This window comes from Amaricoccus sp. (assembly GCF_047602525.1).
Classification (GTDB): Bacteria; Pseudomonadota; Alphaproteobacteria; order Rhodobacterales; family Rhodobacteraceae; genus Amaricoccus.
This window is the reverse complement of the sequence record NZ_JASGHB010000001.1, coordinates 345551-361932: the sequence shown is the minus strand read 5'-3', so window position 1 is coordinate 361932 and position 16382 is coordinate 345551. Positions and strand designations below refer to the sequence as shown.

Genomic DNA, 16382 nt, shown 5'->3' with positions numbered 1-16382 from the left:
TGACGCATTCCTCCCGGCACGCGCCGGGGACGTCCCCGCGGCCGCTGCGAGGGAGGGGCCATGCCGATGTCCGCGACGCTGCCGCAGGAGGAGGCCCGCACCGGCGCGCTGACGATCGACGGCAAGGCGTATGCCGCCGGCCTCGGCACGCGCATCGCCGGGGCGGTCGCGGCGCTGGCCGCCACGCAGGCCGGGCGCCGGGGCTCGCGGTGGTGCTGGTCGGCACCGATCCGGCGAGCGCGGTCTACGTGCGCAACAAGGGGCGCACCGCGCGCGACGTCGGGATGGCGAGCTTCGAGCACGTGCTGCCGGAGACCACCACGCAGGGCGACCTGATGGCGCTGGTCGCGCGGCTGAATGCCGACGACGCCGTGGACGGGATCCTCATGCAGTTGCCGCTGCCGGCGCATCTCGACGCGCTCGCGGTCATCGCGGCGATCGACCCGGCAAAGGATGTGGACGGGCTGCATCCGCTCAGCGCCGGGCGGCTGGCCGCCGGGCTGCCCGGGCTCGTCTCCTGCACGCCGCTCGGCTGCCTGATGCTGCTGAAATCGGTGCGGCCGACCCTCGCCGGGCTCGACGCGATCGTCGTCGGCCGGTCGATCCTGGTCGGCAAGCCGGTGGCGCAGCTCCTGCTCGCCGAGAGCTGCACGGTGACGGTGGCGCACTCGCGCACGAAGGGGCTGGCGGAAAAGGTCCGGGCGGCGGACATCGTCGTCGCGGCAGTGGGCCGCCCGGAGATGATCCGCGGCGACTGGATCAAGCCGGGGGCGACGGTGATCGACGTCGGCATCAACCGGGTGGAGCGCGGCGCGAAGTCGGTGCTGGTCGGCGACGTGGAGTTCGGCGTAGCGTCGCGCCATGCCGGCGCCATCACGCCGGTGCCGGGCGGGGTGGGTCCGATGACGATCATGAGCCTCATCCACAACACGCTGGTCGCGGCGGCGATGCGGCGCGGCCTGCCCGTCCCCCGGCTCTGGTGAGCGCAAGCCCCTGGCGATCGAGATCGAGAAGGAGAGAGAACAATGTCAGCGTTTCCCGAACGGGCGCGTGTGGTCATCGTCGGGCTCGGCGGGATCGTCGGCGCCTCGGTCGCGCACCACCTGATCGAGCGCGGCTGGGACGATATCGTCGGCATCGACAAGTCCGGCATCCCGACCGACATCGGCTCGACGGCGCACGCCTCGGACTTCTGCTATGCGACGAGCCACGATTTCCTGAGCTGCTGGACGACGCTCTACTCGGTCGATTTCTACGAGAAGATGGGCCACTACGCCCGGATCGGCGGCATCGAGGTGGCCCGCGTCGGCGACGACGAGCGGATGGCCGAGCTCAAGCGCAAGGTGGACAGCGGCAAGGCATTCGGCACCCGCGTCCGCATGATGGAGCCGGCGGAGATCAAGGAGAAGTTTCCGCTGATCGAGGTGGACCTCGTGCAGGGGGGCATGTGGGACCCCGACGCCGGCCTCGTCATTCCGCGCTCGCAGACGGTCGCGGGCAAGCTCGTCGACCAGGCCGAGGCCGCCGGCAGGCTGAAGCCGTTCGCCAACACCTCGGCAAAGTCGCTCGTCATCGAGGACGGGCGCATCAGGGGGGTCGTCACGACGCGCGGCACGATCATGGCGGATCATGTGGTGGTCTGCGCCGGGCTGTGGGGACGGCTGATCGCCGAGATGGCGGGCGAAGACCTGCCGGTGATGCCGGTGGACCACCCGCTGACGTTCTTCGGGCCGTACGACGAATTTGCCGGCACCGGCAAGGAGATCGGCTATCCGCTGCTGCGCGATCAGGGCAATTCGGCCTACATGCGCGACACCGGCGACCCGAAGACCGCCGAGGGCGGGCAGATCGAGTGGGGCTATTACGAGGAGACCGAGCCCCGGCTGGTGCATCCACGCGACCTGCTCGAAAAGGAGCAGGCGCGGCTTTCGCCGTCGCAGCGCGACCTGGATCTCGAGCAGGTCATGGCGCCGATGGAGCGGGCGATGGAGCTGACGCCGATCCTCGCCGAACTCGGCTACAACGAGGGGCACTCGTTCAACGGCCTGCTGCAGACGACCACGGACGGCGGGCCGTCGATGGGCGAGAGCCAGAAGGTGCGCGGCCTCTGGTACGCGGTCGGCATCTGGGTCAAGGACGGCCCGGCGATGGGCAAGCTCATCGCCGACTGGATGACCGACGGAAGGACGGCGATCGACCACGCGCGCATCGACTATGCGCGGTTCAACCCGTTCGCGCTGACCGAGGCGTTCATCGAGGAGCGCTGCACCGAGACGGCGCGCAAGATCTACAACCCGCCGGTGCATCCGCGCGAGCCGTTCGCCGGCGGCCGCGGCATCCGCCGCTCGCCGTTCTGGGAACGCGAGAAGGAGCTGGGCGGCTACTTCATGGAGCTCGGCGGCTGGGAGCGGGCGCACGGCTATGCCGCGAACGAGCACCTGCTCGAGAAGTACGGCGACCGGGTGCCGGAGCGGCTGAACGAGTGGGACGCCCGGCACTTCTGGCGGGTATCGAACGCCGAGCAGCTGGCGCTGTCCGAGGACTGCGGCATCATCAACCTCTCGCATTTCCACATGACCGACATCGAGGGGCCGGATCATGTGGCGATGATGGAGTGGCTCTGCGCCGCCAAGGTCGGCGGCGACGGCAACATCGGCAAGGGCATCTACACGCACTTCCTCGACGACGAGGGCATGGTGCGGGCGGATTTCACCCTGTTCCGCATGGCCGACCGCATCCGCATGGTGAACGGCGCCGACGCCGGCCCGCGCGATCTTGCCTACATGCGCCGGGTGGCGCAGGACCGCGGCTATGACGTGACCGTCACCGATGTCGCGGAACGGTTCGTGACGATCGGCATCTGGGGCCCGAACGCGCGGGTGACGCTGGCAAAGGTCGTGGCAGACCCGGACGGACTGTCTCGGGAGAACTTCCCCTTCGCCGCGATCAAGCCGGTACGGATCGCCGGCAGGGAAGTGGCGGCCTTCCGCATCTCCTACGTCGGCGAACAGGGCTGGGAGCTGCACATGCCGTACGAGGACGGCCTCGCCGTCTGGGACGCGCTGCGCTCGACCGGGGTGATGGCGGTGGGCGTCGAGACCTACGCGAACAGCCGGCGGCTGGAAAAGAGCCTGCGGCTGCAGAACGCCGACCTGCTGACCGAGTACAACCTGCTGGAGGCCGACCTTGCCCGTCCGAAGGTCAAGGAAGCGGACTTCCGCGGCAAGGCGAAGCATCTGGAGTACCGGGCGCGGGCGCATCAGCCGGCGATGCTCTGCACGCTGGTGATGACGCAGAACGTCGACGCGAACGGCGTGGCGCGCTATCCGGTCGGGACACTGCCGGTGATCGACCCGGCCACCGGCGAGACGCTGGTCGAACTCGGCGGGGCGGCGGTCGTTCACCACCTCGATCGCCTACGGGCCGAGCGTGGGGAAGAACATCGCGCTGGCCTACCTGCCGTGGGACTACTGCCAGCCGGGACGGGCCCTCGCGGTGCAGTACTTCGGCGAGACCTATCCAGTGGAAGTGGCGAGCGTCGGCTACAAGCCGCTCTACGACCCGGAAAACGCAAAGCCACGCAGCTGAGGGGTGGGGCCGCCGATGCCCCTGCACCGGCGGCCCCTGCATGATCCGTCAGAAGTGGGGGGGACCCTTCAGCGGCGCAGGCCCACGTCGACAAGCGCCTCGCGCCTGTCGTCGATCTTCGCTCCTTCCCGCGACAGGGCATCGCGTGGCACGTCGGTTCCATAGGCGTGGCGCGTCGCCGCGTCGATCGGTGCCGCCATGTCTGCCGCCGTGCCGGCAGTCGCAGCCGTCTCCCGCTTTGCGTCGGGGGCGTCGTCGATGAACGCGGCGCCGGGTGCCGCCCAGCCCTCGGCCCGCCACGTGTCGGCCCGCTCCCCCAGATCCACCGATCCCTCGGCGTCGAGGATTTCGACGGCCTCGTCGTACCGCTCGCCCGGCACGGCGCGCGCCGTCACGAGGAAGCCGCCGCGCCGCAGGCCCTCGGCATAGGTGGCATGGTCCTCGGCCGGGAAGAAGAAACCGGAAATGCTCTCCCAGAAGCCACGGTCGTGATCCGCGCGGCCGGCGAATCGTCGCCGCCGGTGAGGCGCACGTCGGCGAGGCCGAGGGTGGTCAGGCGAACCAACGCCGCCTCGGCGCGGGAACGGGTGTCGAAGAATCCGGTCAGGGTCCTGTCGTCCAATGCGCTGTCAGCCATCGTCGCTCTCCTTTCCTTGTCCGGGTTGCATCCCTCGCACGCCCCGCCGGCCCGTCGCCTCAGCGACAGGACCGACGCGGTGCCGTTCGATCGGTCTTGTTCTCCCGCGACCGCACGCCCGCGCCGTCCGGTCGCCGGGCTCTGCCCGATGATCGGCTGGACGGCGTGTTCGGCCTGGTGGCACTCTGCGGTCATGCAGACGGAACGGCCGCCCGGGAGGTTTGTTCCGGCGCCTCCGGGTCAGGCGCGGGAGTCGGCCCCCACCGCATCGGTGACGGAAACGCCCTCGAGGGCTTCGAGGATCGCGAAACCGTTCGGATGCAGGTGCAGCACGTCGCCGCGATGCTCGGCACCCTGCGCCAGCGCCAGCGCGCCGCCGCCCGTGACGTGCACCGCATGCGCCTCCGGGGAGAGGTTGAAGACGCACAGCACCTTGCCACCGCGCGTGAACGCGAGAACCGGCTCCGAAACGTCAAAAAAGACGGTGCGGCCGCTGGCCAGCTCGGGCGTCTCGCGGCGCAGGCGCAGCATCCTGCGGTAGAATTCGAGGACCGAGTCAGGCTGCCCCGCCTGCCCCGCCACGGCGTTCGCCGCCTGCGCCTCCTTGACCGGCAACCACGGCCGGCCGGTGGTGAAGCCGGCGCTGGGCGCGGCCGCGTCCCAGACCATCGGCGTGCGGCAGCCATCACGGCCGACCGGCTCGGGCCAGAAGTTGATGCCCTGCGGGTCGGTCAGCTCGAACAGCTCGAGATCGGTCTCGGTCTGGCCCAGTTCCTCGCCCTGATAGAGACAGATCGACCCCTCGAACGACAGCAGAAGCGCCCCGGCGAGCTTGGCGAGCGGCTCATGACCGATCCCGTGCTTCGCCCAGCGCGAGGCGTGGCGCCGGACGTCGTGGTTCGAGAACGCCCATGTCGGCCAGCCCTTGGGCGCCCCGTCGAAGAACGCCTCGAGCTGTCCGCGAAAGTGGCCGGCGTCGAAGCGGTCGCCGAGCATCTCGAAGGAATAGGCCTTCTGCAGGCGCCTGCCGCTGGTGTACTCGCCCATCATCTTGATCGCGTGATGGCTTTCGCCGACCTCGCCGACCATCGCCCGCGCCTCGTACTCGTCAAGCAGCGCCCGCATCCGCTCGAGGAAACCGAGGTTCTCGGGCTGGTTCTTCGAGAAGATATGGTACTGCATGTGGTAGGGGTTCGACTCGGGCTCGGCCTTGATCCGATAATCCGCCGGATCGTCCCGCAAGAGCTTGTCGTGGAAGTAGAAGTTCACGGTGTCGAGGCGGAAGCCGTCGACGCCGCGGTCGAGCCAGAAGCGCATCGTCCCGAGCAGCCAGTCCTGCACTTCCGGATTGTGGAAGTTGAAATCCGGCTGCTCGACGAGGAAGTTGTGGAAATAATACTGCTTCCGCCGGGTGTCCCACGCCCACGCCGGCCCGCCGAAGATCGAGAGCCAGTTGTTCGGCGGCGAGCCGTCGTGCTTCGGATCGGCCCAGACGTACCAGTCGGCCTTGGGGTTGTCCCGGCTCGACCGGCTCTCCTTGAAGAACGGGTGCTGGTTCGACGAGTGCGACAGCACCTGGTCGATGATGACCTTGAGGCCGAGGTCGTGGGCACGGGCAATGAGCGCGTCGAAATCGGCGAGCGAGCCGAAGATCGGGTCGATGTCGGTATAGTCCGACACGTCATATCCCATGTCGGCCATCGGCGAGGTGAAGATCGGGCTGAGCCAGATTGCATCGACCCCGAGATCCGCCACGTAGTCGAGCCGCTCGGTGATGCCCTTCAGGTCTCCGATCCCGTCGCCGGTCGAATCCTGAAACGACCGGGGGTAGATCTGATAGATCACCGCCCCACGCCACCAGTCCGCCATCGTCGCCCTCCTCGCCCATCCGGCCGGCGCGACGTTAGCGGAACCTCGGGGGCGCGCAAGGGAGGGCCCGGCCCTGCCGGGGATGATGCGAGGGCCTCAGGCGAACGTCGGCGACGTGCTCCGCTGCGTCCTCTGCTCGCCCGGATTGCCGGAATTAAGCCTCCGTTCACCTTCGCTGCCTCAAATCGGCGGGTAAACCATTGGTGTCAGTCGAGGCAAGCATGAGCGTTTCCACAGGGACCGGGCCCGCTGCGCCCGCCGTCGCATCCCCCTCCGCCGCGGGGAGCCTGCGTCGGCAGTGCCTCTTTGCCGTCACCATCCTGCTCGTCGAGGACAGCCGAACCGCGTCGGAGGCAATCCGGCTCTACGCGGCGGAAAGCGGCGCGCGGGTGCGCCGCGCCGACAGCCTGACGGCCGCGAGCCGGCATCTGGCGATCTATCGCCCGAACGTGGTGATCGTCGACCTGGGGCTGCCGGACGGCGACGGGATCGACCTCATCCGGCATCTCGCGTCGGCCCCGACGCCGCTCACCTCGATCGTCGCGATCAGCGGCCACGAGCGCGCCACCTGGCAGGCCGAGGCGATGGCCGCTGGCGCCGCCGGCTGCCTCGAGAAGCCGATCCCGAGCCTGCGCGTCTTCCAGGAATTGGTGCTCGCAGTGCTGCCCGACGCCGAGAGCCGCCGGCGGCCGGACGAGCGCGAGCTGCTGCTGGCCGGGCGCGCCACCGTGCGCGCCGCGCTGGAGGAAGACCTGCTGCGGGCGCGCGGCCTGCTCGCCGACGCGCTGCCGGCGGGGGACGCGGACACCGTTGCCTACTGCGCGCAGTTCCTGCAGTCGGTCGGCGAGATGCTGGGCGATCTCGACCTCGCGACCGCGGCGCGGGGGGCCGGCACCCCCGTCGGCGCCGGTCTGCTGACCCGGATGGTCGAGGCGCGGCTCGACCGCCGGCCGGGCCGGCACGTGGCCTGACGCCCGTCACTTCGGCGTCATCTCGCCCGCCGATCGCAGGCTGCCGCGCGCGGCAGGCTGGATCTGGCGCCGGGAGACGGCTATGTCGCTGGCCATGCCCGCACGCCATATCAATCCGATCCTGAAGCTCGTCCTCGAGGTCGGCCCGATCGTGGTGTTCTTCCTCGCCTACCGCCTTGCGCCGGTGCCCGACGGGCTCAGCGTCAGCGAGCGGCAGCTCGAGCAGATCCTGTTCTCCACCAAGGTCTTCGTTCCGACGATCCTCGTCTCGCTGCTGGCGAGCTGGTTTCTTGCCGGGCGGCTGCCGAAGATGGCGGTCATCACCGCGGTCGTCGTCACGGTGTTCGGCGGGCTGACGCTGATCCTGCGCGACGACACCTTCGTGAAGATGAAGCCGACGATCCTCTACGGGCTCTTCGCCGGCATTCTCGCGTTCGGCCTCCTGCGCGGCCAGAGCTATCTGCGCTACCTGATGGACGAACTCATCCCGATGCGCGAGGAAGGGTGGATGAAGTTCACCCTGCGCTTCGTCGTGTTCTACCTCGCGCTGGCGGTGCTGAACGAGGTGGTGTGGCGCAAGTTCGGCACCGATCGGTGGGTCGACTTCCGCACCTTCGTGCTGCCGGTGGCGAATTTCCTGTTCATCATGGCACAGGTGCCGCTGTTCCAGCGCTATGCCGCCGCCGAGCGCGCACCGGACCACATCGAATAGCCTCGCCGCACGAAATCTGCGGATTACTGGCGAGTCCGGCGTTGGCTATCGTGTGGGGATCGTTCGTCCACGGAAGCCCGAGAAGAGGCATGGTCAGCCTGTCGCCGGAAGTTCCATCGCAGTCCCTTGAACACGAGCCGGTCAGCCTCGGCCCCCTTGCGGAGGCGCTGGCGTTCCACATCCGCATGGCGCAGGCGGCGTCGTTCCGCGGCTTCCAGCGGTCGGCCGGCGCGAAGCGGCTGAAGCCGGGCTGGTTCGCCGTGCTTTCGCTCATCAACGACAACCCCGGCATCACCGCGGTCGGGCTGAGCCGCGCCGCGGGGCGCGACAAGTCGACGATGACGCCGCTGCTGCGCGAACTCGAGCGCGACGGGCTGGTCGCGCGGCTCGGGGTGCCGGAGGATCGCCGGCGCATGCGCTGCGGCTGACCGAAGCGGGCGGTGCGGCGCTTGCCGAGCTGGCACTGCGCGCCCGCGAGCACGACGACGCCCGCGACGCCCTCGCAGGGGCCGACAAGGCCGCCGTGATCGGCTTCCTCCGCCGGGTGATCGCGGCCTTCGAGTAGGCGCTCAGGTGCTCGCGCAGGTCAGGCTGTCCAGCTCGCCGAGGCGCGGCTTGAAGAACGCCGCGCGGCGGATCACCCGGGACGACAGCAGGCCGATGCCGAACAGCGGCTCGAAATCGAAGTAAACCTCGGCGGCGACGACGGTCTCGCCCTTCCCGATGTCGAACCCGGAGGGCAGCGTGGCGGTGTGGGAGACCACGCCGATGGAGCTGGTCGCCGCGTATCCGCCCGAGCCCTTGCACTGCAACGCCACCAACGGCGTGTTGGCCGCCGTCGGTGACGAGACGATACTGATGATGGCGTTGCCTTCGCCGTCGAAGTCGAAGGGCTTCATCACCTGATTGATGGCGAGGAACTCGTTGCCGAGCGTGGTGCTCTTGGCCGTGCTGATGCGCGCCGTCAGGTCGGCCAGCGTGAAGGCGGCGCTCTGCACCTTCTGGGTGATCAGGACCAGCCGGCTGACGTCGATCGTCCCGACGCTGAGCAGCACGAGAAGCGGCAGGATCAGCGCGAATTCCAGCGCCGAGACGCCCCGCTCGTCCCGCAGGAGACGCGGGAGGCTCATTTGTACGGCTCGTTGCGCACGGCGACCGCCGACTCGTTGACGATGCTCTCGCCCACGATCCCGCGCAGCATCGGCGTGATGATCCCCCAGGAATAACGCACGCGATAGACGACGATATCGTTGCCGTCGCCGAGCCCGGCCTTGCCCATGTCGGCGTCCCACTTGCCGTTGCCGTTGACGTCGGTGAAGCTCTCGCCCAGCTCGTAGAAGCCGCTCCCGTTCGCGTCGACGAACGGCTCGGGTTTGCCGATATCCGCGAAGTCGTCGTAGACCAGCGTCTCGAGTTCGATCTTGTCGGGGTCGAGCAGGCCATAGGTGCGCTCCTCGACGATCGCCAGCACCCGGTCGGCCCGGCTGACGCCATCTTCGCTGCCGGTGATGCCATAGCGCGACGCCTCGAGAACGGCGGACTCGATCGACGACCGGATGAAGAGCACGATGGCGGACTCGATCGTGCCGAGCGCAAAGAGCAGCAGGATCGGCAGGATGAACGCGAACTCTACCGCCGCCGCCCCCGCCTCGCTGGCGAAGACCGCCCTCGCCCGTGTCATTTCACGATCCTGAGGTTGGCGAGCTGGCCGCCGATCGCCTTGAACGCGGCGGAGAGCTCCGCCCCGGTCGGAGCGAGATAGTACATTGCCGGCGACGACGCGCAGGTTTCCCATAGAGACTTCGTCGCGGTCGAGATCGAGCTTGCAAAGAGGATGGAATAGATGCGGATGCCCTCGGCCTTCATCGCCTTGCAGGTAGCCGCCATCCGGGAGTCGAGCACCGACTTGCCTGCCGGCGCGCTGGTCTTGGCGAGACCCACTGGCCCGGCGGCGTTCGCCCTACCGTAGGCGGTGTAGTCGGACGGAGTCGTGGTATCTCCCGGGCTGGTCACAACGCCTTTCGAAACGCTATATGGCAGATCGAAGAACACATTCTCGCCGTCGGTCAGGATCACCACGACCTTGTCGATGAAGTCTTCATTGTCTCCGGAATAATCCAGCGGCAGGTCCGCGTCTCCCCACAGTCCGCGCCAGCGGGGTGAGATTGTGCGCCAGCCCCACGTAAGGCCGAGATTGCTGGTCGTGCCCCCTCGCCTCCACGATTTCATCGCGTTCAACCCGGCCTTGATCGTCGTCTTGGACTTCGTGAGCGGCGTGATCGCCGTGGGACACGCAAGGTTTGGGCCGGTCGCAGTCTCGTTCGGATAGGTGGCGGAGCTTCGGATCGGCGGCCAATTGTTGTCGATCGCCTTGGGATACAAATAGGAGGACAGCTTCTGCACAGTTGGCGGCGTGTCATCGCCATCGTAGGGCATGGCCTGCGCCATGACGCATCCCTTCCAGCCTTCGCTGCCGAACACGCTCGGGGTCGTCAGGGCCTGATCCGTCAGGTTGAGCCATGAGGTATGGCTTGGTCCGATGTTCACGCTCGCCACGTAGGGCGTCAGGCTCACCCAGACGTTGTCGACCTCTTCCTCATCACCGAACAAGATGTCGATGAGATCAAGCGCCGCCTTCTGCATGTTGTTGAAGTTGGTCCCAGCCATCGACCCCGTGTTGTCCAGCACCAGCGCCAGCTCCATGCCGTTGGTCTGGCGTTCGACCTCGGTCGTGGCGAAGACGTCCATCTCGGTCTGGCCGAAGATCCGCATGAAATAGGTCGGCGTCTTGGCCCGCGCCGTCAGCGTGACGAAGTGCTTGGTGTCATCGAGGCTGAAGTTGAATTCGGTGACGACCGCATCGCCGCCCTGGCCGAAGTTGGCGTCGAAGTAGTCACGCGCCACCTCCTTCGCGTTGGATTCCAGGGCGTAGCGGCCGGCGGCGAGGCCGGCGGCGTCGAGCGATTTCGACAGGCGGCTGCGCAGCAGGTAGCCGAGCGAGGAGTTCGACCGCGAGGCCGACCGCTCCGACCAGCGGCACCAGTGCGATGGCGAGAAACACCGCCGCCGCGCCCCGCCGGTCGGCGAGGAGCTGGCCGAGCCCGGCGCGCAGACGGCCGAAGCCGGCGAAGAGACGGGCGATCCGCGGGGTGGCGCGCATTCTCGGGGCTCCGGTCTGTCGTGCTGGCGCGCAATTTCCACCACCGGCCGTCAACTGTTGGTTAGCGTCGAGGCGAAAGACGGGCCGAATCTCTGGAAAACTGCCCTTAACCAAGCCGGCACGCCGCGCTTGGGCCCTGCCGGGCGGCGGGCGTACAATTCGCGGACAGCCCGGACTCGGGGGCACAGATGGAAGACCGGCGAACTCATCGGCGGGCGCGCGTCCTCAGGCGTGCCAAGATCGTCTTCAGCAAGGGCCGCGCGGCAGTGGACTGCGTGGTGCTCGACCTGTCGCCCGGCGGCGCGCGGCTGAGGCTCGGGCCGATGCTCGGCGTCCCCGACGGCTTCGAGCTGCGGATCGAGAACGGGCCGGTCCATGCCGCGCGCGTCGCCTATCGCGCCGCCGACGCCACCGGCATCTGCTTCGAGGCGGCCTGACGACGCGGCGACGCCTGACCCGGAGCCGCCGCGGCCGGCCTCAGGCGAGGAGCGGCCCGGCCGTTGCAAGGATGCCACCCACGGCAATCGCCAGCGCGTAGGGCAGGCCCCTGCCCCGGGCCCGCGGCACCACGAACTGCCACGCGACATAGCCGATCGCCAGCACGCCGCCCGCCAGCACCGTTGCGAGAAGATAGCCGCCGAGCCCGCCCGTGCCGATCCAGAGCGCGCCGGCCGCGAGCAGCTTCGCGTCGCCGCCGCCGAGCACGCCCGCCGCGAACGCCCCCGCCCCGAGGGCAAAGACGGCCGTGGCGGCAACCAGGTCGAGCCCCGCCGCACCGAGGCCGTCGCCCATCGCGAGGCCGAGGACAATCCGCACGACCCCGAGCACGGCCAGCGCCACCACCAGCGGGTTCGGGATCGTGCGCCGGGCGGCATCGGTCGCCGCCGCCGCAAGGAACAGCGCGATCGCCGCGCAGGAAAGAACGAGCGCCATGGCGGCCTCCTGGCCAAGCCCCGGCCACCTCGCCGGCAGCCCGGGCGCGACGCTCGCAGGCGGGCGCTAATCCATCCTTAACGACGAATTGGTTTCAGTGCCGCCGGCGAGGGGAGAGGAGACGACGAGCGATGCGGCACCGCAGCAAACCCTATCCCGGGCTTTTCGCCGGTCTGGCGGCCGCCTCGATCCTAGGCGCCTGTTCCGGCGGGCTCGGCACCGGCGCCGGCGGCGCCGCCTCGCCGACGCGCCTTGCCGAGCGATCGGCCGACGCCGGCGATTTCCAGACCGCCGCGACGCTCTACCAGCAGGCGTTCGACCAGAACCCGGACTCCGTCGAGGCGCTGGTCGGGCTCGGGCGCGCCTATGCCGGCCTCGGCCAGTTCTCGCGGGCCGAGCAGGCGCTGAACGAGGCGAACCGCCGCCGGCCGCGCGACCCGGACGTGCTGCTCGAACTGGCGCGCACGCAGCTCGGCGCCGGCGCGCCACAGGCGGCGCTCGCCAATCTCGACACCGCGCTGGCGCGGCGGCCCAAGGACATCCGGCTCCTGACCGCCAAGGGCATCGCGCTCGACCGGCTGAGCCGGCACACCGAGGCCCAGGTCGCCTATCGCGCCGGGCTGCAGCGCGACCCGACCGATTTCGCGCTGCTCTCGAACCTCGGGTTGTCGCTCGGGCTGTCGGGCCAGCCGGACGAGGGGATCGGCATCCTGCAGGAGCTGGTGCGCGACCCGGCGGCGACGGCGAACACCCGCGGCAACCTCGCGCTGGTGCTCGGGCTCGCCGGGCGGGAGAAGGAGGCGCAGTCGGTGCTTTCCGCGGACCTGTCGGGCGCCGAGGTCCGCAACAATCTCGCCTATTACCGCGAGCTGCGCGGCATGCTGGCCAAGGGCAAGCCGATCGGCAGCTTCGAGTCGGCCCCGAGCCGCACCCGGCCGGCGGGCCAGGTGATGCCGGCCGCCGCGCCGATCATCGCGCCGACCCCCGACGCCACGCTGATCTCCGAGGCGCCCGCCGCCCCCGCGACGACCGGGGTCGCGAGCGCCGCGACGACGGAGGTGGCGAGCGCCGCGACCACGACCGCCGGGACGGACGGCTTCGTCGCCGCCTCGGGTGGCGTCGCCGACCCTGCCCCCATCGTCACCTCCTCCAGCGCCGGCCCGCAGTAGGGCGGGCCCCAAGCCAACCGGGACGGCGACTCGGGGCGGCGACACGCGAGTCGCCCCTTGCCAACTCCGGCGATCGCCTGTACCTGCATTCCCCGTGCCGCCTTAGCTCAGTTGGTTAGAGCACCAGATTGTGGATTTGGGGGTCCCCCGTTCAAGCCGGGGAGGCGGTACCATCACCTTCCTTGCAAGGCGCCGCATCCTGCCATGCGGCCTGCGTCGCGCGGGATCCGTCCGGGGCCGCGGTCATGCCGGTGTTCCCGGCAGCGGGCGCGGCGTAGGCCTCGACGGTGGTGAAGATCACGTCGGCGACCATCGGGCCATGCCGGGCGGCGAGCCGCGCCAGGATCGCGCCGCGCAGGCGGTCGGCTTCGGCGACGTCGAGCGCGGTGCCATCCGGCACCACGGCGTGCACGACGATACAGGCGGTGCGGCCCGGCCGAATCGCGCGCACGAACAGGCGGCTGACCGGCAGGGCCCCGAGGCCGCCGCGCACGCACGCCTCCATGTCGGCCACGACCGGAGCGGCCGGCGCGCGGTTGAGCAGCCCCAGCAGATGAGGGGCGGTGGCGGCGGGCGTTGACGCTTGTGGCTCTGGTACCGTGGGGCGCGAACCGGGTGCCTTCGTCCCACCGGCGCCCGGTCGCAGGCCGGGGAGGTCCGGCGCGGCCGCCGACGTCGCAAGCGACTCCCGCGGCCGATCCCGGGCCGGCCTCAGGGGCGGGCGGCAGTCACCTCGATCTCCACCAGCCAGCCGGGATTGACCAGGCCTGCCGCCTGCATCACCGAGCGGCTGACGAGGTTCGGCTGCGCCTCGGTGCCGAAGAACTGCGTGTAGCCCTTCATGAACCCGTCGAAGTCCATCGGGCCGCCGTCCGGTCCGGTCAGGAACACCTGCATCTTGAACACGTCGCCCATGGTGAGGCCGAGGTCGGCGAGCGTGGCCGCGATCGTCTCGAACACGCTCACGGTCTGCGTCTCGGTGTCGCCGAAGCGGGCGACCGATCCCTCGGGCGCCGACTCGTCCTTTACCTTCGGCACCATGCCCGAGAGATAGACGGTGGTGGTTCCGGCCGTCGTCTCCGAGGCGCGCAGGATCGGGAAGGTGGAGCCCGGCGTCGTGTGGCGGATGACCTCCGCCGAAGCGGGGGCGGCGATGCCGGCCCCGAGCAATCCGGCCAGCGCCAGCGCGTGAACGATCTTCATGGAAACTCTCTCCTTCTGCATCAACGCATGTCCGCCACGTCCTGCGGCGTCACCTCGTCCTTGTAGTCGTTGCCGAAGTGGCTGCGGATGTAGTTGACGACCGCCGCCACCTGCGCGTCGTCGAAATACTCGCCGAGCGCCGGCATGGCCTTCTGCCCGTGGAGCACGAGCATCACCGGATAGCCCGCCGCCTCGAGCTTCGAGTTGCCGGCGAGCGGGGGATAGTGGCCGGCGCCGATCGCCCCCTTGCCGTCAGCCTGGTGGCACCCCTGGCAGGAGGAGGCGTAGATGTCCTTGCCGTCGGTGTACTTGAAGACGTCCGAAGTCGGCGAAGGTGCCGACGTTGCCGGACGCGCTGCCCGCCTGCTGGGCGTGCGCGGCCGGCAGGCACGCGAGGGCGAGGGCGCCGGCGGCGAGCGCCGCGGCGACGGGATATGCTGCTTTCATGGCTGTCGATCCTGATCCTGGTCGCTGCGTCAGCCCGCGACGATCTTCGCATGCAGGCGTTCGATGGCGTCGAGCGACGACAGGATCGCGCCCTCCTGCCAGGCGGGAATGTAGGAACAATGCTCGCCCGCCATCACGATGCGCCCGTCGATGGCACAGGCATTGTCGTAGTGCTCATGCCGCGCCTCCTCGGTCCACATGCCGTAGCAGCCGAGCGTCCACGGCACCCGGTGCCAGCCGACCGCCGCTCCCGTCAGGAACTCGTCCTTGTATTGCGGATGGATCTGCGCGCCGAACTCCAGCGCCGCCTTGATCCGCTCCTCCGGCGGCATCGCGGTGAACTCGTAGGCATAGGCGCCCCACGAATATGTGGAGAGCAGGACCGCCGGCCCCGGCTTGTGATAACCGGTCGAGGGGTAGGAGATGAGCGTGATCGGCAGGTCGGTGAACGAGATGCCGCCGTAGATGTGCTCGTCCTCCTCCCAGAAGCGCCGCTTGAACTCGAGGCCCACCTTGACCGAGGCGTCGTAGGGCAACTGGTCGATGGCTGCCTGCATCTCGCCGGAGAAGTCGCCGGGAATCTGGCTCAGGATCGAGAACGGGATGGTGCAGACGCACCAGTCCGCCGTCGCGGTCAGGGGCTTGCCCGGATCGCCGCGGTCCTCGTACGTGACGGTCACGCCGCCATCGCCCTGCCGGATCTCGAGCACCTTTGCGTTGTAGCGGATGAGATCCTTCACTTCGCGCTCGAACGCCTTCGCGATCATGTCCATGCCGCCGACCGGCTGGAACATGGTGGTCTGGAACTCGTAGTTGTTCCCCGGATTGAAATAGCGCCACAGGCCGGACTGCAGGATGTCCGACGGATTGATCGGCTCCGAGGGAACCGGCACCGCGGTCAGGCCGCCGCCCGGATCGCGCTCCCAGCCGCGATACTCGCTGACCGCGTCGCTCTTCACGTAGGCATAGTTCTTGTCGAGCACGCCCCAGCTCTTCAGCGCCGCGAGCAGCTTCTCCTGGTCCTCGGCGGTGACGGCCGCGTCCAGCGCCTTCTGGTTTACCGCCTTGGCGAGCAGCTCGCTCACCTGGCCGCGGAAGTCGGTGGAGATCTCGCGCAGCCGCTGCGGCTTGCCGCCGAACGCCTTCGTTCCGTGCAGGTAGGCGTTGTGGTTCACCTGGACGAACGCCTCGAGCTGCACGCCCAGCCGGCGGCAGTAGTCGAGCACCGCGTGGTGGTGGTAGGGGATGCGCCACGGGCCGGGGTTGAGATAGTTGCCCTCGGCGAACTTCACCTCCTGCTTCGCGCCGCCGAGCTCCTCGTAGGTGTCGCCGCCGCGAAGCGTCCAGCACCGCCCGCCGGCCTTCTCGCGGAACTCCAGAACCTCGACTTCGTAGCCCGCCGCGCGCATTTCGAGCGCCGCGGTCATTCCCGCGAGGCCGGCGCCGAGGATGAGCACCTTCGTCCCGTTCGGCGCGCCGTCCAGTTTGATCGGGCCCTTGTAGGGCGACTCGGCCGCGTGGCCGAGGGTGGTCATCGCCTGGTACATCACCGCGCTGCCGGCGGCGACCCCGATCAATGACAGAAGATCCCTGCGGCTCAGCCCCGGACTGCGTCCGTCGACCATGGGTAAGCTCCTGATTTTGTTTGTTTATAAGAGTTGTTAACCTATCAGGTAGGGCGTGGGCCAACAAG

The 16382-nt window shown here is 69.1% G+C and carries 18 protein-coding genes, 1 tRNA gene and 2 pseudogenes; 9 read left to right on the top strand and 12 right to left on the bottom strand.

Going from position 1 to position 16382, the window contains the following annotated elements; all coding sequences use genetic code 11:
* Positions 1 to 66 precede the first annotated feature (66 nt).
* The 3 genes and pseudogenes from folD to QM699_RS02125 all read left to right on the top strand — a co-directional run bounded on the left by folD (position 67) and on the right by QM699_RS02125 (position 3588).
* Positions 67 to 983 (top strand): annotated as a pseudogene (gene folD, locus QM699_RS02135) (bifunctional methylenetetrahydrofolate dehydrogenase/methenyltetrahydrofolate cyclohydrolase FolD).
* 42 nt (positions 984 to 1025) lie between these two features.
* A pseudogene (locus tag QM699_RS02130) lies at positions 1026 to 3131 on the top strand (FAD-dependent oxidoreductase); the annotation flags it as partial.
* A gap of 298 nt (positions 3132 to 3429) precedes the next feature.
* A complete protein-coding gene (locus QM699_RS02125; protein WP_415012674.1) occupies positions 3430 to 3588 on the top strand; it encodes a glycine cleavage T C-terminal barrel domain-containing protein in 159 nt (52 codons plus the stop codon).
* A gap of 68 nt (positions 3589 to 3656) precedes the next feature.
* On the opposite strand, the gene QM699_RS02120 is transcribed toward QM699_RS02125, so the two are convergent.
* From QM699_RS02120 to QM699_RS02110, 3 genes are all read right to left on the bottom strand, one after another.
* Positions 3657 to 3983, bottom strand: coding sequence for a hypothetical protein (locus QM699_RS02120; RefSeq protein WP_415009592.1), 327 nt, complete (start codon positions 3981 to 3983; stop codon positions 3657 to 3659).
* Positions 3980 to 4225, bottom strand: coding sequence for a hypothetical protein (locus QM699_RS02115; RefSeq protein ID WP_415009591.1), 246 nt, complete (start codon positions 4223 to 4225; stop codon positions 3980 to 3982). Before QM699_RS02115 ends, QM699_RS02120 begins: the two co-directional genes overlap by 4 nt.
* Positions 4226 to 4465: 240 nt before the next feature.
* Positions 4466 to 6094 (bottom strand): alpha-amylase family glycosyl hydrolase, encoded by a 1629-nt coding sequence (locus QM699_RS02110; protein ID WP_415009590.1) that lies wholly within the window; start codon positions 6092 to 6094, stop codon positions 4466 to 4468.
* Between the two features lie 221 nt (positions 6095 to 6315).
* Between QM699_RS02110 and QM699_RS02105 the strand changes: the two genes are divergently transcribed.
* From QM699_RS02105 to QM699_RS02095, 3 genes are all read left to right on the top strand, one after another.
* A complete protein-coding gene (locus QM699_RS02105) occupies positions 6316 to 7065 on the top strand; it encodes a response regulator (protein WP_415009589.1) in 750 nt (249 codons plus the stop codon).
* Positions 7066 to 7147: 82 nt separating this feature from the next.
* On the top strand, positions 7148 to 7777 hold the full coding sequence (locus tag QM699_RS02100) for a septation protein A (RefSeq protein ID WP_415009588.1): 630 nt from the start codon (positions 7148 to 7150) through the stop codon (positions 7775 to 7777).
* Positions 7778 to 7866: 89 nt separating this feature from the next.
* A complete protein-coding gene (locus QM699_RS02095) occupies positions 7867 to 8205 on the top strand; it encodes a MarR family winged helix-turn-helix transcriptional regulator (protein WP_415009587.1) in 339 nt (112 codons plus the stop codon).
* Between the two features lie 141 nt (positions 8206 to 8346).
* Here QM699_RS02095 and QM699_RS02090 read toward each other — a convergent pair whose 3' ends face one another.
* The 3 genes from QM699_RS02090 to QM699_RS02080 are packed head-to-tail and all read right to left on the bottom strand — an operon-like array spanning position 8347 to position 10978.
* Positions 8347 to 8907: a TadE/TadG family type IV pilus assembly protein gene (locus tag QM699_RS02090; RefSeq protein ID WP_415009586.1), complete on the bottom strand. Its 561-nt coding sequence runs from the start codon at positions 8905 to 8907 to the stop codon at positions 8347 to 8349.
* Positions 8904 to 9458: a TadE/TadG family type IV pilus assembly protein gene (locus tag QM699_RS02085; protein WP_415009585.1), complete on the bottom strand. Its 555-nt coding sequence runs from the start codon at positions 9456 to 9458 to the stop codon at positions 8904 to 8906. The genes QM699_RS02090 and QM699_RS02085 overlap by 4 nt, the downstream gene beginning before the upstream one ends.
* On the bottom strand, positions 9455 to 10978 hold the full coding sequence (locus tag QM699_RS02080) for a vWA domain-containing protein (protein ID WP_415009584.1): 1524 nt from the start codon (positions 10976 to 10978) through the stop codon (positions 9455 to 9457). Before QM699_RS02080 ends, QM699_RS02085 begins: the two co-directional genes overlap by 4 nt.
* A 147-nt stretch (positions 10979 to 11125) precedes the next feature.
* Between QM699_RS02080 and QM699_RS02075 the strand changes: the two genes are divergently transcribed.
* Positions 11126 to 11374, top strand: a complete 249-nt coding sequence (locus QM699_RS02075; RefSeq protein ID WP_415009583.1) for a PilZ domain-containing protein — start codon at positions 11126 to 11128, stop codon at positions 11372 to 11374.
* A 40-nt stretch (positions 11375 to 11414) separates the two neighbouring features.
* Here QM699_RS02075 and QM699_RS02070 read toward each other — a convergent pair whose 3' ends face one another.
* Complete coding sequence (locus QM699_RS02070; RefSeq protein WP_415009582.1) at positions 11415 to 11870, bottom strand: prepilin peptidase; 456 nt, start codon at positions 11868 to 11870, stop codon at positions 11415 to 11417.
* 131 nt (positions 11871 to 12001) lie between these two features.
* Here QM699_RS02070 and QM699_RS02065 point away from each other — a divergent pair, with 131 nt between their 5' ends.
* On the top strand, positions 12002 to 13039 hold the full coding sequence (locus QM699_RS02065) for a tetratricopeptide repeat protein (RefSeq protein ID WP_415009581.1): 1038 nt from the start codon (positions 12002 to 12004) through the stop codon (positions 13037 to 13039).
* A gap of 96 nt (positions 13040 to 13135) precedes the next feature.
* Positions 13136 to 13212: transfer RNA gene (locus QM699_RS02060), tRNA-His, on the top strand.
* Here QM699_RS02060 and QM699_RS02055 read toward each other — a convergent pair.
* From QM699_RS02055 to QM699_RS02035, 5 genes are all read right to left on the bottom strand, one after another.
* Positions 13191 to 13553 carry a hypothetical protein gene (locus QM699_RS02055; RefSeq protein WP_415009580.1) on the bottom strand — a complete coding sequence of 121 codons (363 nt, stop codon included), beginning with the start codon at positions 13551 to 13553 and terminating at the stop codon, positions 13191 to 13193. The genes QM699_RS02060 and QM699_RS02055 overlap by 22 nt on opposite strands.
* A gap of 197 nt (positions 13554 to 13750) precedes the next feature.
* Complete coding sequence (locus QM699_RS02050) at positions 13751 to 14242, bottom strand: RidA family protein (protein ID WP_415009579.1); 492 nt, start codon at positions 14240 to 14242, stop codon at positions 13751 to 13753.
* A gap of 20 nt (positions 14243 to 14262) precedes the next feature.
* Positions 14263 to 14532: a c-type cytochrome gene (locus QM699_RS02045; protein WP_415012673.1), complete on the bottom strand. Its 270-nt coding sequence runs from the start codon at positions 14530 to 14532 to the stop codon at positions 14263 to 14265.
* Positions 14495 to 14689: a hypothetical protein gene (locus tag QM699_RS02040; protein ID WP_415009578.1), complete on the bottom strand. Its 195-nt coding sequence runs from the start codon at positions 14687 to 14689 to the stop codon at positions 14495 to 14497. The genes QM699_RS02045 and QM699_RS02040 overlap by 38 nt, the downstream gene beginning before the upstream one ends.
* 29 nt (positions 14690 to 14718) lie before the next feature.
* Positions 14719 to 16314 carry a flavin monoamine oxidase family protein gene (locus QM699_RS02035; RefSeq protein ID WP_415009577.1) on the bottom strand — a complete coding sequence of 532 codons (1596 nt, stop codon included), beginning with the start codon at positions 16312 to 16314 and terminating at the stop codon, positions 14719 to 14721.
* Positions 16315 to 16382: the final 68 nt, after the last annotated feature.